The sequence below is a fragment of the Rhizobium sp. CFBP 8762 genome (assembly GCF_014841565.1).
GTDB lineage: Bacteria > Pseudomonadota > Alphaproteobacteria > Rhizobiales > Rhizobiaceae > CFBP-8762.
Window position 1 is genome coordinate 22,701 of sequence record NZ_JACYUD010000006.1, and the last position, 14,537, is coordinate 37,237.

Genomic DNA, 14,537 nt, shown 5'->3' on the forward strand with positions numbered 1-14,537 from the left:
TGGACAGTTCGCAAGGGCTTTTAGACCTTCTTGCTCACACCAACGTCCACGCCCTTCATTCGCAATCCGAACATTGGCACTCACATGTAAAAAAAGCGCGCCATCACTGACGCGCCCCGGTAACCACTTTGTGTATGAATCAACCGACGAAAGCGCGCTCGATCACAAATTCGCTGGGCTTGTTGTTGGCGCCCTCTTCCATGCCAGCTGCTTCAAGAATTTCCTTGGTTTCTTTCAGCATGGCCGATGAGCCGCAAATCATTGCGCGGTCTACCTGCGCATCCAGCGCCGGCACTCCAAGGTCGGCAAAGAGTTTGCCATTCTGCATCAGCGTCGTAATGCGGCCCTGATGACTGTATGCTTCGCGGGTAACCGTGGCGTAATGGCGAAGTTTGTCACCGACAATTTCCGATAGCATTTCGTCGTTCCGGATTTCCTCGACCAGATCGAACCCGTATTTCAATTCAGCAATTTCGCGGCACGTATGGGTCAGGATGACCTCATCGAACTTCTCATAGGTTTCGGGATCACGGATAAGGCTCGCAAATGGCGCAATACCGGTTCCCGTCGAAAACATGTACAAGCGTTTTCCGGGTGTCAGCGCATCCAGCACCAGCGTGCCGGTAGGCTTCTTGCGCATCAGGACTCGGTCACCAACCCTGATCTTTTGAAGGTGCGACGTGAGCGGGCCGTCCGGCACCTTGATGGAAAAGAACTCCAACTCCTCATCCCAGGACGGGCTTGCAATTGAGTAGGCGCGGTAAATAGGCTTACCATCAACCATCAGGCCGATCATCGCGAACTCGCCGGAGCGGAATCGGTAACCGCTCGGCCGTGTCATACGAAAGCGAAACAGGTGGTCCGTGTAGTGGGTAACGCTGGTAACAGTCTCAACGAAAACGCCCGCAGGCGCCGTAACGGCGAAGTCTTCGGATTTGGCCGGGGCATTCATCGCGTATGTAATCCTGTCATGATGAAGTGTTATCTTCTACTGAATGGGAAAGGCGCTGTCAAAATACGGATTGTCGCAGCCGACAGCAAGCCCATCAACAGAGCCGCCGCCAACTGTAGGACGGCACCTCGCCAGCAGGTTTGGCCGTCGGCTGGTAATGATGATCGATACCCGGCAGCCGCCCCTCGCTCAATCGCTGAAGAGCCGTTGCATTCGTAACAGAGAAACTGTCAATCCCGCACCGCAGCATCAGCGGGATCTGATCGATCAGCACATCGCCCACGGCTCGCAGTTCGCCGGTATAGCCCAAACGGGAGCGCAAAAGGGAAGCATGACTAAACGAACGGCCATCGTTGAACGCTGGGAAGGATACGGCAACCAGAGCGATCTGCGAGAGATACGGCTCCAATTTGCGCACGTCGTCAGCGGGCTTGATCAAGACACCGAGGAAGGTTTTGCCCTCTGCTGCTTCACTGATAAAGCTATCGAGATCGAGAAGCAGTTTCTCGTTCACACCAAGCTGCGTATCTTCCGTCGGAATAACCCATGGATCGTCTTGTTTAAAGCCGGCTTCTGTCCAAAGCCGTGTTGCCGTACCATCACTCATCATGCTGCCTTTGCGGGACTTTCGCCATACAGTGCGTCTTTAAACGGTTGCGCACCGACGCGACGATAGGCGTCCAAAAATATCTCTGACGGTCCTTCGCGCAAGCCGAGATAGGTGTCCACTATTTTTTCGATGGCGTCGGTCACCTTGTCAGGCTCGAACCCGCGCCCGATGATCTCACCGATGGATGTATGCTCATCGCCGGAGCCGCCGAGCGTAATCTGGTAGAGTTCCTCGCCCTTCTTTTCCACGCCCAATAGACCGATATGGCCCACATGGTGGTGACCACAGGCATTGATGCAGCCAGAAATCTTGATTTTCAGCTCACCAATTTCCTGCTGGCGTTCCTGCGAGCCGAAACGACGGGAAATTTCCTGAGCAACCGGAATGGAACGTGCATTGGCAAGCGCGCAGTAGTCGAGCCCCGGACAGGCAATGATATCGGTAATCAAGCCCGAATTTGCAGTGACCAGACCCACGGATGCGAGACCGCGATACACAGCTTCGAGATCGGCCAAGGCAACCTGTGGCAAAACCAGGTTTTGCTCATGCGTTACCCGAATTTCATCGAAGGCATATTCCTGTGCAATGTCCGCGACCAGATCCATCTGCGCATCACTGGCATCGCCGGGAATACCGCCGATTGGCTTGAGGGAAATCGTCACCATGCCATAGTCGGGATGTTTGTGCGGCTTCACGTTCTGGTTTACCCAGTTCGCAAACTCCGGATCGGCTTTTTTCCAGGCAGCCAGATTGGCCCAGCCTTCCCCGCGTAGCGGAAGCTCCGGTGGGGCGAAATAGGCTGTAATGGCCTGGATATCGGCCTCCGGCAGTTTCAGCTCGGTATGCTGCAACTCGGCAAATTCGACTTCAACCTGACGCGCCAATTCCTCTGCACCGGTTTCATGAACCAGAATCTTGATGCGCGCCTTGTACTTGTTATCGCGCCGCCCATGCAGATTGTAAACGCGCATGATAGCCGTGGTGTAAGAGAGCAGGTCCTCCTCCGGCAGAAAGTCGCGAATTTTTTTCGCGATCATTGGAGTTCGCCCCTGCCCGCCGCCGACATAGACAGTAAAGCCGAGCCGCCCATTCTCGTCCTTCTTCAAATGCAGGCCGATATCGTGCACCTGAATGGCCGCGCGATCACGTTCCGCGCCGGTAACGGCTATCTTGAACTTGCGTGGAAGAAACGAAAACTCTGGATGGACGGACGACCATTGCCGCAAAATTTCGGCATAGGGACGAGGATCGGCAACTTCATCAGCCGCAACGCCTGCAAAATGGTCCGCCGTGACATTGCGAATGCAGTTGCCCGACGTCTGGATGGCGTGCATTTCCACAGTTGCTAGATCGGCCAGAATATCCGGCGTATCCTTCAAACTGGGCCAGTTGTACTGAATGTTCTGCCGTGTGGTGAAGTGACCGTAGCCGCGATCATAGGTGCGCGCCACATGGGCGAGCATGCGCATTTGCTTGCTGCTGAGCGTACCATAGGGAATGGCAACACGCAGCATATAGGCATGAAGCTGCAAATACACGCCATTCATAAGACGCAGAGGCTTGAACGCATCCTCTTCCAACTCGCCAGCAAGACGCCGGCCGACCTGATCGCGAAACTGGGATACGCGCTCGGCAACAAAGGCGTGATCGAACTCATCGTAACGGTACATGGGTATTCCTTAAGCAGATAGGGGCTGCGCGCGCTTCACGTCATAATGGGGCGCATAATCAATCGTAGGTCCATCCGCCCGGATGCGCTCGCGCATTCGAAGAGGCCGCAGCACGCCATCGACATCTTCAACATCGATGACGTTAACGTCAACGACCTTATTGTCTTGAAAGGCGACCTTGCCGGTCGCTTCCAAAGCCGATACGGCTTCGGCGTGACGGGCAACGAACGCACTTTGCAAGGTTTCCGCCCAGTTGCCAGCCGCATCCAGCCACACAGCGATGCCGTCCGATAAGCGATTTGCTGTTAACACCTTGTCGGCCATATCAAACCCTCACTAACGTTGCATCGGCTGGTTGGCGTTGGGCCAACGGGACGGACCGCTCGAAATTCGCACCCGCCACCGCGTCGCCGATAATCACCATCACCGGTCCGTTCAGATCGTCCCTGTGCTGCAGACCCGGCAGGTCCCGCAGCGTTCCATGCAGCAAATTTTTTTCAACGCGACTAGCATTTTCGACAACCGCCACCGTGGTTTCTGCCGGCAAACCGGCTTCCATAAGGCGGGCTGCAACGGAGGCTGCCACCGTCCGGCCCATATAGACGGCAATCGTTGCACCGGAGATGGCAAGTCTCGCCCAGTCCGGCAACACGTCCCCCGTCAGATCGTGACCCGTTGTGAAGATCAAGGATGAGGCAACGCCGCGCAATGTCAAAGGCAGTTCAAAATCGGCTGCCGCTGCAAATGCGGATGTGATGCCGGGGACAATATCGTAACTGATACCCGCTTCACGAAGTGCCGCCATTTCCTCGGCTGCGCGGCCATACACCAAGGGATCGCCCGATTTCAGGCGCACAACCCGCTTACCCTCTAATGCAAGAGACACCAACAAATCGTTGATTTCGCTTTGTAGTTTGCTGTGACAGCCTTTGCGCTTCCCAACCGACAAACGTTCTGCATCGCGCCGTCCCATGTCCACAATGGCCATCGGCACCAGCGCATCATACACAATGGCATCGGCCTCCATCATCACGCGTTGCGCCCGCAGCGTCAGCAGGTCCTCAGCGCCGGGACCCGCCCCCACCAGCCAGACATGGCCCGGCACACGATCCATGGATTCCACGAGCGACTTGGCATTGTTCTTGGCAAGTGCCTCATTGCCAGAAGCGACCGCTTCCGCAACCGACCCGGAAAAGAACCGTCTCCAGAATATACGGCGCGCAACCCCCTTGGGAATCATGGCTTCGACCATGGGACGAAAGTGCACGGCCAGTTGCGCAAGCTTGCCCAGAGACGGAGACAGCATTTGGTCGACGCGCGCCCGAACCATCTGTCCAAGCACTGGACCGGCTCCCTCGGTGCAAATGGCAACGGCCAGAGGCGCTCTGTTGACCAGAGCTGGCGTGTAGAAATCGCAAACATCGGGCTGATCGACAGCATTAGCGGGAATCTTCAGTGCGCGGGCTGCTTCCACAATGGTGCGGTCCAGCGCTTCATCGCCAGTGGCAGCAAAAACGAGAGTCGCCCCCTGCAGCAAGCCTGGAGCAAACGCTTCATAGACAAACTCGACGCCTTTGGCTGTCAGGAATGCCCGGTAATCGTCTTCCGGATCATCTGCATAGGCAACGAGCCGCGCCTGCGTGTTCAATAGCAACCGAACTTTCGCATAGGCTTCGTCGCCATTGCCAAACACGACAACGCGCTTGTCCGCGACGCGGAAAAAAGCCGGAAATACCGAAAGCTGGTCTTGCATGGTGATTCTTATGTCCAATACCAATTTGATGCGCACTATGCTCGCAAAGCGTGTCTGCGTGAAGAAACAGTATATCGAACGGACAGTGTCCTGCGTATAGTTTTCCTCTGCTCCACCTACATTTTAGGAAATATGCCCATACGATTTCCGAATGGAACCCACGGGTAAATTTCGCTAAAGCTTCTGTCACTTCCGGGGCATCTGGTCCCGCTCCTGTGACAGTCGAGGCATACCATGCAACCATCCACCGACATTCAGCGCTTGCTCGAGATTATGGAGGCCCTGCGCCAACCCGTAACCGGTTGCCCCTGGGATGTGGAACAGACGTTCGAGACCATTATTCCCTACACAATCGAGGAGGCCTATGAAGTCGCCGATGCGATTGAGCGGCGAGACATGGACGATCTGTGCGATGAGCTTGGTGATCTCTTGCTACAGGTGGTTTTCCATGCGCGGATAGCCGAGGAGGCTGGTGAATTTTCCTTTGGCGACGTCGTACAGGCTGTCACCGCCAAGATGATCCGACGCCATCCGCATGTGTTTGCGGTGTCAGATGCCCATACGCCTGAGGCGGTCAAGCTGCAATGGGATACCATCAAACAGCAGGAAAAGCAGGCCCGTGTGGAGCGTCGGCAAAAACGCGGGCTGCCGCTGGATGACAAGGCTGGTTATCTCGGTTCGGTTCAGCGTAGCTTCCCCGCCTTGGTAGAGGCCTTAAAACTACAGGAACGCGCCGCAAAGGTTGGCTTCGACTGGTCATCGTCGGAACCCATTCTCGCCAAAATCGAAGAAGAGATTGCCGAGTTGCGGGAAGCCCTTTTAGAAGGACAGAACGATAAGGTGAGGGATGAACTGGGTGATCTACTGTTTGCCGTTGTCAACATCGGTCGCCATGTTGATGCCGATCCTGAAACGGCGCTGCGCGGAACCAACGCCAAATTTCGTCGCCGCTTCTCCCACATCGAAACCAGTTTGGAAGAGGCCGGAGAAAAGCTGGAAGATGCAACTTTGCAGCGTATGGAGGCGCTGTGGCAAGCTGCCAAGAATATTGAGCGTCAGTTGATCTGACGCTCAATATGTTTACGACTTACCAAAGGTCGGCTTCAGCCTTCGGTCCGTTGCCCATTCGCCGATCCAGTTCACCTGCATCACTTTCGCTCAGGCGAACATCGAGGCTGATGGAGCCATCCTCTTCATCTTCACGCCCGTCCATAATGGCGCGTTCATAGATCCATGGCAGCAATTGCATCTGTTCGGGCTGCAAGCGCACCGTCCGCTCCAGAAGAACGCCGGAAATCCGTGCGCCAATCTCATCCAGCAGTGCGTCAATGCCATCACCCGTGATTGCAGACACCGCTACGGTGTTGGCCGTGTTTGCCGCCTTCTGCGTAATCACCTCGCGCGCTTCCGGCTCCAGACGATCAATCTTGTTCCAGACCTCTATGATCCGCTCGGATCCTGATTTCTCGTCAATGCCGAGATCAGCCAGAATGCGGAGCACATCCGCCGATTGCGCCGCATTATCCGGGTCGGACAGGTCACGCACATGCAGGATAAGGTCTGCTTCCAGCACTTCTTCCAGTGTGGCGCGAAATGCAGCAACCAGATGTGTCGGAAGGTTCGAAATAAAACCAACCGTATCAGACAGAATGACCGTGCGGCCATGCGGCAGCTTCATCCGTCGCAAGGTCGGGTCGAGCGTGGCAAACAGCATATCCTCTGCCAGCACGCCCGCCCCGGTAATCCTGTTGAACAGTGTCGACTTGCCCGCGTTTGTATAGCCAACGAGAGCCACAACCGGATGCGGAACCTTGCGACGTTTTGACCGGTGAAGCTGGCGTGTCTTGCGCACCTGCTCAAGCTCCCGCTCCAGACGGATGATCTTGTCTTGCAGCATCCGGCGGTCGGCTTCGATCTGGGTTTCACCGGGACCGCCGAGAAAACCGGCGCCGCCGCGCTGTCGTTCCAAGTGGGTCCAACTGCGAACCAGTCGGCCCTTCTGGTAGTTCAGATGCGCCAGCTCAACCTGCAAGCTGCCTTCCTTGGTCGTTGCCCGACGACCGAAAATTTCCAGAATCAGGCCTGTCCGGTCAATGACCTTGGCGTTCCATTCCTTCTCCAGATTGCGCTGCTGAACTGGGGTCAGCGGGTGGTCGACGATCACCAGTCCGGCGTCCTGCTCGTCCAGCGTCGCTGCAATTTCTGCAATCTTGCCGATGCCCATTAACGTGCCGGGCTTGGGTTGACTGACGGGCACGATCAGCGCGCGGACCACATCGAGATCAATGGCCAGCGCCAGACCAACGGCCTCCTCTAGCCGACTTTCATCAGACCGGGTGGACGTACCCTGCCCCTCAGGTGCATTGCGACCTGCGGACTTTAATACGGGAATAATGACAACCGCCCGCATATCGTCGCGGGATTTTTCAATCTCGGGAACGATAGAGGCGGGCTTTGAATCTTTTTTTGTAATGGCTCGTGTCCTGATCGGTGGTGTTTCGGACGGCAAATCGTGTGCGCCGTACCGTCAAGATAGGAAAGGCTTCGTTCGTTTAAAAGGTCTCTCTCGCTCAGGCAGCGTCTTCCTGCTCAAACATCTGGATCGGCTGGCCCGGCATGATGGTTGATATGGCATGTTTATACACAAGCTGCGCATGTCCATCACGCCGCAACAAGACGCAGAAATTATCAAAAGACGTGACAACGCCTGTCAATTTGACGCCGTTGATCAAGAAAATCGTCAGGGAGATTTTTTGTTTGCGGACCGTATTGAGAAAGAGATCCTGAAGGTTTTGAGAACGTTCCGCCATAGCGCCGCTTCTTTCTTATTGGCCAGCCTCCATTGGGCTGGTTGATTATATTGAGTGTATTCATTCGATGAGAGGGGGAGTTTTGCCCCCCAACGCTTTTTGGTATCAAATCAACAGCCTGTACGCAATCAGCAAACCACACCCGCTAAAAGCAATTGTTAGACGGTAAAACCGCTGAATCTGCTAAAAATACTGGATACTCACGCGGAACATTTGCTCAACAAACCGCACAGCATCTGCTGTCGCAAACAGCACTACCCGGTCGCCCGCCTTGATCTTGGTGTCACCGTTCGGGCGGACAACAGTTTTGTCCCGATACACCGCACCAATGCGGATACCGGGCGGCAAATTCAACTCACGGAATGATTTGCCGACGAGCGGCGACGTCTCAAGCGCTTCGGCCTCGATCACTTCGGCTGAGCCGCGCTGCACGGCATAAACAGCGCGAATGCGTCCTTTACGCACATGCTGGAGGATTCGGGAAATCGTGACGGCACGGGGATTGATATGGGCATCAATGCCGATCGTCCGGGTAAAGTCCTGATAGGCAGGATCGTTGATCAACACCAGATTGGCCGCGCAGCCGAGCTTTTTGGCCATGACGCTGCCTAAAATATTGATCTGATCGTTGTTGGTCAGCGAAACGAACAGGTCTGCATTCTGAACGTCCGCCTGGCTCAGAATTTTCTGGTCGAGCGCCGAGCCATGCAAGACGACCGCATTGCGCAGTTTGTCCGCAATGGCGACAGCGCGCTCGCGGTCGTGTTCAATGATCTTGATGGAGGTTTTCGGTTGGTGCTCTTCGATCGTGCGCGCAACGAAGTAGCCGATATTGCCGCCACCCGCGATGATGATGCGGCGGGCTTCCTGCTCTTCGTGGCCAAACAAGCCGAGTGTGCGGCGAATATGGCTCTTCTCACAAATCACGTAGGCAAGATCGCCGGTTAAAAGCTGGTCTGCCGAGTGCGCCACGGACAAAACACCTTTGCGAACGATCCCGGTAACGGTGGCCCGCAAATCCGGGAACAACTCGCTCAACTGGTGCAACGGCGTATCGACCACCGGGCAATCTTCCATGCACTCAATCGCCACCATCGCGATGTTGTCATCCGCAAATCGCACCACATCCGTCGCACCTGGAAACGAGATGCGGCGCAACACCATCCGCCCCACTTCCACCTCGGGCGAAATCGTTACGTCGATGGCCATGTTTTCGCGCGAAAACAGGTCGGCATAATGAGGGGCGAGATAGCTTTGTGCGCGAATGCGGGCAATCTTAGTGGGCACATTGAACAGCGAATGCGCGACCTGACACGCCACCATATTGATTTCATCATGGAGGGTCACGGCAATGATCATATCAGCCTGATCGGCGCCGGCCTTGGCCAGAACATCCGGGTGCGCTCCGTGGCCGACCAGCCCCTTTACATCCAGTGTCTCGGTAATATTGGCGACGAGCGTGGCGGACGTATCAATGACGGAGACGTCATTATCCTCCTGCGATAACCGTTCGGCAATACCGTAACCGACCTGACCGGCACCGCAAATGATGACCTTCATAATCAGACGCCAAGCGATTTCAGCTTGCGGTGCAGCGCGGAGCGCTCCATGCCAACAAATTCGGCCGTGCGGGAGATGTTGCCACCGAACCGGTTGATCTGTGCAATCAGGTAATCACGTTCAAACCGCTCGCGCGCTTCGCGCAGTGGCAGCGTCATGATGTGATGATCGCCCTGCGTTGATATCTTAGGCAAGGTATCACCCACCTCTGTGGGCAGCATATCGGCACTGATCGGGGAGTCCGGTCCATCGCTGCGCGCCAGAATCATCAGTCGCTCGATATTGTTGCGCAGCTGGCGGATATTGCCCGGCCAATCGTGCGCTTGCAGAACGGCCAACGCATCCTCACCAATCTTGCGGCTCTTGATGCCCGCCTGCTCGCTGATTTGCCGCATGAACATGTCGACCAGAAACGGGATATCCTCCCGCCGTTCGGCGAGTGCTGGCACCCGCACGGGGATAACGGCCAGACGGTGGTAGAGGTCTTCGCGGAAAACGCCTTCCGCAATCTGGCTTTCCAGATTGTAGGCCGTGGACGAGATGATGCGCACGTCCACCTTCACCCGCTTGGTGCCGCCGACCCGCTCAAACTGCTGATCGATCAGCACGCGCAGGATTTTGCTTTGCGTCTCACGCGGCATTTCACCAACTTCGTCCAAATACAAAATGCCGCCATGTGCCTCTTCCAGGGCGCCGGTCTTGCGCGGTTGTCCGGGCGTCCCCTCTGTGCCGAACAGCGCAATCTCCATGCGATCCGGCGTGATGGCGGCTGCGTTCAAGGCTACGAACGGCCCGTTGGCCCGGCTGGAGCGTTTGTGGATCATGCGCGCTACCAGCTCCTTGCCGGAACCGGACGGACCCTGAATCATGATGCGGCTGTTGGTTGGCGCAACCTTCTCAATCGTCTGCCGCAACTGCGACACTGCCACAGACGAGCCGATCAACTCGACAGGGTCACCGGACCGTTTTTTGAGCTCCGTGACTTCCCGTTTCAGCTTGGAGTTTTCCAGGGCGCGCTCGGCAATCAAAATCAAACGGTCGGCCTTAAATGGCTTCTCGATGAAGTCATAGGCGCCCCGGCGAATGGCAGAGACAGCGGTTTCAATATTGCCGTGGCCAGAAATCATCACAACGGGCAGGTCCGGATAGCGGTTCTTAATCTCATCCAGAAGGGCCAGTCCATCCAGCCTGCTTCCCTGCATCCAGATATCCAGAAACACGAGCCTCGGCACCCGGTCGCTGATGGCCTGAAGGGCGCTATCGCTATCGAAGGCCGTGCGCGTCTCATGCCCCTCATCGGACAAGATGCCGGATACGATTTCGCGGATGTCTTCCTCATCGTCAACGACCAGAATATCAGACGCCATGGTGTATGTTCCTGTCTTTCAATCGTTCATCACTGCCGGAAACCTGCGCCATTTGAGGCAGGATCACGCGGATCATGGCACCATGGCCGTTGTCAAAATCGGCCGGTGCATCGTGCAATTCCAGATGACCGCCGTGGTCATCAATGATTTTCTTCACAATGGCGAGACCGAGCCCCGTGCCCTTTTCGCGCATTGTCATATAAGGCTCCAGAACGCGGTGCCGGTTTTCGGTTGGCAGCCCCCGGCCATTGTCGATAATGTCGACAACCATTGTGCCATCCGCTTTTCGTCCTGCTGACACTTTGACCGTCAGGGGGCCGCGCTCACTGTCAGCCGGCAGCGCCTCGATGGCTTCCACGGCATTCTTGATGATGTTCCCGAACGCCTGGCCCATCATCCGCACATCGAACATACCGTTCAACGGCTCCTCGCCGAAATCGCGGACGAATTTCACATGTGTATTGCCCATTTCCCGCAAGAATACGGCGTCCTTGAGAATGGTGCGCAGATCGGACACTTCCTTGGTAGGCTTCGGCATACGCGCAAAGTCCGAGAACTCATCCACCATGCGACCAATATCCTCGACCTGACGCACGATAGTATCGGTGCACTGCTCGAAGACGGCCTTATCGTCCTGATTGATCTGCTTGCCATAGCGTCGCCGGATGCGCTCTGCCGAAAGCTGGATCGGGGTCAATGGATTCTTGATCTCATGCGCGATGCGGCGGGCAACATCCGCCCAGGCGGTGGATCGTTGAGCAATCACAAGGTCGGTAATGTCATCGATAGTAATGACATAGGATTCGCGCGCCTCGTGGCTTTCCTCTCGGGTCACCTGCACGTTCAGCGTCCGCTCTTTGCCCCCTTGGAGGATATTGACCTGACTTCGGTAGTCGTTCCGGTGCCGGGTTGCAGCCTCGGTCAGCACGCTGTCGATTTCCGGTGCCACATCAATCAGCTTCTTACCCACAAGCTCTGTCGTGCTACGGCCCAAAAACAGCTCGGACGATGAATTGGCGATGGTAATGCGGCGGTCATCCTCAACGCCGATAACAGCTGCCGTGACCCCTGACAGCACCGCCTCGATGAAGCGACGGCGATCATCAACTTCGTCCTTTGCCTCAAGGATCTCGTTGCGCTGTGTGCGGATTTCGGCAATCATCTTATTGAAGGTACGCGACAAGCTGCCAACGTCACCATCGGCTGTGCGCACCGGAACGATCACATCCAGATTGCCGGACGCGACGCTGTCGGCGGCTCCGATCAACAGTCGAATGGGTCTCACAATACGGTCAGCGACTGCAATAGCTGTCCAGATGGCGGCCAGCAACACAATCAGCGCAAAGCCCAGATACAGCACACCAAAGGCAATTTGCAGAGGTGTGCGTCCGGCCTCAAGATTCTTGTATTCGGCTGTGTTTTCCTCCATCAGCCGCATGGAGCGCATGACTTCAACATCCACGGCACGCACGGTGTAGAGGAAGGTGCCGGGGATATCATCGAGGGCGATCACGGCCCCAACGAGGTTCGTAACGCCGGGCGGTATCAGCGTTGGCTGGCCGGAGACCGCGGCCTTCAACGCATCCTGCGGGATAGCGGGCAGCGGTCGTTCGGTGGGTATATCGGCCTGCAGGATCTGCGTTCCATCCTTGCGCACGATGAACGCCCCCAACATGCCCCGGCCTCTTGCCTGACGCGTCAAAAGCTCGATGAAGCTGGTGCGATCCAGACTGTAGAGCAGCCGCTGTGCCTCAAGCTCATTGCCAAGCGCCACACTCTGGCCCTGCAAATAGCTTGCATTTTCCAGCATATAAGCTTGCGCGACGTTCAAAGACGAGTTGACGATCGACTGGGTGCGGAGCGAAAACCAGCGGTCGAGCCCCACATCGAGCGTAATAATAGCGAAGATCGCCACAAGAATGGCCGGCGTAATGGCCACGATGGAAAACAGGGCGACGATGCGCACATGAAGCCGCGCGGCCGCCCGGCCACGCTTGCGCGCCCTTAAGAGCCGCATAATTTCCCGCCCAATCAGAACGAGCAGGCCCAGCACAAACAACGCGTTGACGACCGCCGACACGATCACCACGTTGGTCTCTGGACGGATCGGCGTGACGCCCAGCAGAATAAACAGCGAGATGACTGCGGAAATCAGTGCGCCGGTTGCCAGCAACAGGCCCGGAAAGGCAAACGATGCCCGTCTGTCCTGTGTCAGCGCCAAACTGCTCTTGGCCGGGGTTGGTGCGGTTACGTCCGCCGTCATTCAAACTTCCTTCAGGAGACGGTGCACGTTCACCATACTGAACAGCCTCTAACCAAGGCATTGTGGCGAAAATGCAACGCTTCCGGCAGGCAAGTCAAGCGCTGCGTGCGCTGCGATAGACGGAAACCCCAAGTTCCCGGATTTTCTTGCGCAGCGTATTGCGGTTCAGGCCGAGAAGATCTGCGGCCTTGATCTGATTTCCACGGGTGGCGGTCAGGGCGGCCAGGATCAGCGGATACTCCATTTCCGCCAGCACGCGGTCATAAAGCCCCGGTGGTGGCAGTGCCTCTCCGAAACCTGCGAAATATTTTCGCATGTTCTCCTCCACCGCCTGCGAAATTGTCAGACTTCCGCCCTTGCCGTTGTTCTTTTCGATGGGGCTATCAGGAATTTCCGATTGCAGTTCAGCCTCGATGATCTCACGGGTGAACACATCCTGCGGGTATAGCGCCGTCAGGCGTCGAACCACGTTTTCCAACTCCCGAACATTGCCGGGCCATGGATGTGCCTTCATGAGTTCCAACGCTTCCTGATCGAATCGTTTGGCGTCCATCCCTTCCTTCTCCGCCTGCTGCACGAAGTGGCGCACCAGATCGGGAATGTCTTCCGCACGGTCGCGCAGAGGCGGCAACCGGAGGGGCACCACATTCAGGCGGTAGTACAGGTCTTCGCGAAACAGGCCCTGATGAATGGACTGGCGCAAATCCTTGTTGGTTGCAGCGACGATACGAACATCGGTGCGAATCGGTGTTCGTCCACCGACTGTCGTATATTCGCCCTGTTGCAGCACCCGCAGCAACCGCGTTTGTGCATCCATCGGCATATCGCCGATTTCGTCGAGAAACAGCGTGCCGCCCTCGGCCTGCTCGAAGCGGCCGGATGAACGATTCTGTGCGCCCGTAAACGCGCCCTTCTCATGGCCGAACAATTCGGATTCGATCAGATCACGTGGAATCGCTGCCATGTTGATGGCAACGAATGGTCCGTTGCGCCTTTTGCCATAGTCATGCAGCGCGCGGGCAACCAGTTCCTTTCCCGTACCTGATTCCCCGGTAATCATCAGGGTCAGATCGGTCTGCATAAGACGCGCCAACACCCGGTAAATTTCCTGCATGGCAGCGGAGCGGCCGACCAGCGGCATTCCGTCCTGCATATCGTCTTCCGCACGCACCGGCTTGCGTTTGGGTTCAGCCAGCGCCCGCCCGATGATGGCGATCAGCTCTGTCAGGTCGAAGGGCTTCGGCAGATAGTCATAGGCACCTTTCTCCGACGCTTTGATGGCCGTCATGAATGTGTTCTGCGCACTCATGACAAGAACCGGCAGGTCCGGGCGGGCTTTCTTGATGCGAGGCAGCAGATCGAACGCGTTTTCATCCGGCATGATCACGTCCGTCACCACCAGATCGCCCTCACCGGCTGCGATCCACCGCCACAACGTGGCGGCGTTCGATGTGATGCGCACATCATATCCGGCGCGGGTCAAAGCCTGATTGAGAACTGTGCGAATAGCGGCATCATCGTCGGCGACAAGAATGGTTGCGGCTGTCATCGT

Annotated in this window: 12 protein-coding genes; 1 reads left to right on the plus strand and 11 read right to left on the minus strand. The window is 56.5% G+C overall.

The window, feature by feature from the left end; all coding sequences use genetic code 11:
- Window positions 1-139: 139 nt before the first annotated feature.
- From IFT84_RS14170 to cysG, 5 genes are all read right to left on the minus strand, one after another.
- Window positions 140-952 (minus strand): ferredoxin--NADP reductase, encoded by an 813-nt coding sequence (locus tag IFT84_RS14170; protein ID WP_192120467.1) that lies wholly within the window; start codon window positions 950-952, stop codon window positions 140-142.
- Between the two features lie 94 nt (window positions 953-1,046).
- A complete protein-coding gene (locus tag IFT84_RS14175; RefSeq protein ID WP_192120469.1) occupies window positions 1,047-1,559 on the minus strand; it encodes a DUF934 domain-containing protein in 513 nt (170 codons plus the stop codon).
- Window positions 1,559-3,232 (minus strand): nitrite/sulfite reductase, encoded by a 1,674-nt coding sequence (locus tag IFT84_RS14180; RefSeq protein ID WP_192120471.1) that lies wholly within the window; start codon window positions 3,230-3,232, stop codon window positions 1,559-1,561. The genes IFT84_RS14175 and IFT84_RS14180 overlap by 1 nt, the downstream gene beginning before the upstream one ends.
- A gap of 9 nt (window positions 3,233-3,241) precedes the next feature.
- Entirely contained in the window at window positions 3,242-3,556 is a 315-nt protein-coding gene (locus IFT84_RS14185) for a DUF2849 domain-containing protein (RefSeq protein ID WP_192120474.1), read from the minus strand.
- 1 nt (window position 3,557) lies between these two features.
- Complete coding sequence (cysG, locus tag IFT84_RS14190; protein ID WP_192120476.1) at window positions 3,558-4,985, minus strand: siroheme synthase CysG; 1,428 nt, start codon at window positions 4,983-4,985, stop codon at window positions 3,558-3,560.
- 234 nt (window positions 4,986-5,219) lie between these two features.
- Between cysG and mazG the strand changes: the two genes are divergently transcribed.
- Window positions 5,220-6,053, plus strand: coding sequence for a nucleoside triphosphate pyrophosphohydrolase (gene mazG, locus IFT84_RS14195; RefSeq protein ID WP_192120478.1), 834 nt, complete (start codon window positions 5,220-5,222; stop codon window positions 6,051-6,053).
- A 19-nt stretch (window positions 6,054-6,072) separates the two neighbouring features.
- Here the strand turns inward: mazG and hflX are convergent, their stop codons facing one another.
- The 6 genes from hflX to ntrC all read right to left on the minus strand — a co-directional run bounded on the left by hflX (window position 6,073) and on the right by ntrC (window position 14,534).
- Entirely contained in the window at window positions 6,073-7,395 is a 1,323-nt protein-coding gene (gene hflX, locus IFT84_RS14200; RefSeq protein ID WP_244651229.1) for a GTPase HflX, read from the minus strand.
- 160 nt (window positions 7,396-7,555) lie between these two features.
- A complete protein-coding gene (gene hfq, locus IFT84_RS14205) occupies window positions 7,556-7,795 on the minus strand; it encodes an RNA chaperone Hfq (protein ID WP_192120480.1) in 240 nt (79 codons plus the stop codon).
- Between the two features lie 183 nt (window positions 7,796-7,978).
- On the minus strand, window positions 7,979-9,355 hold the full coding sequence (gene trkA, locus IFT84_RS14210) for a Trk system potassium transporter TrkA (RefSeq protein WP_192120483.1): 1,377 nt from the start codon (window positions 9,353-9,355) through the stop codon (window positions 7,979-7,981).
- 2 nt (window positions 9,356-9,357) lie between these two features.
- Entirely contained in the window at window positions 9,358-10,722 is a 1,365-nt protein-coding gene (ntrX, locus tag IFT84_RS14215) for a nitrogen assimilation response regulator NtrX (RefSeq protein ID WP_192120484.1), read from the minus strand.
- Window positions 10,712-12,985, minus strand: a complete 2,274-nt coding sequence (locus IFT84_RS14220; protein ID WP_192120486.1) for a sensor histidine kinase NtrY-like — start codon at window positions 12,983-12,985, stop codon at window positions 10,712-10,714. Before IFT84_RS14220 ends, ntrX begins: the two co-directional genes overlap by 11 nt.
- 94 nt (window positions 12,986-13,079) lie before the next feature.
- Window positions 13,080-14,534 (minus strand): nitrogen regulation protein NR(I), encoded by a 1,455-nt coding sequence (ntrC, locus tag IFT84_RS14225; protein WP_192120488.1) that lies wholly within the window; start codon window positions 14,532-14,534, stop codon window positions 13,080-13,082.
- Window positions 14,535-14,537: the final 3 nt, after the last annotated feature.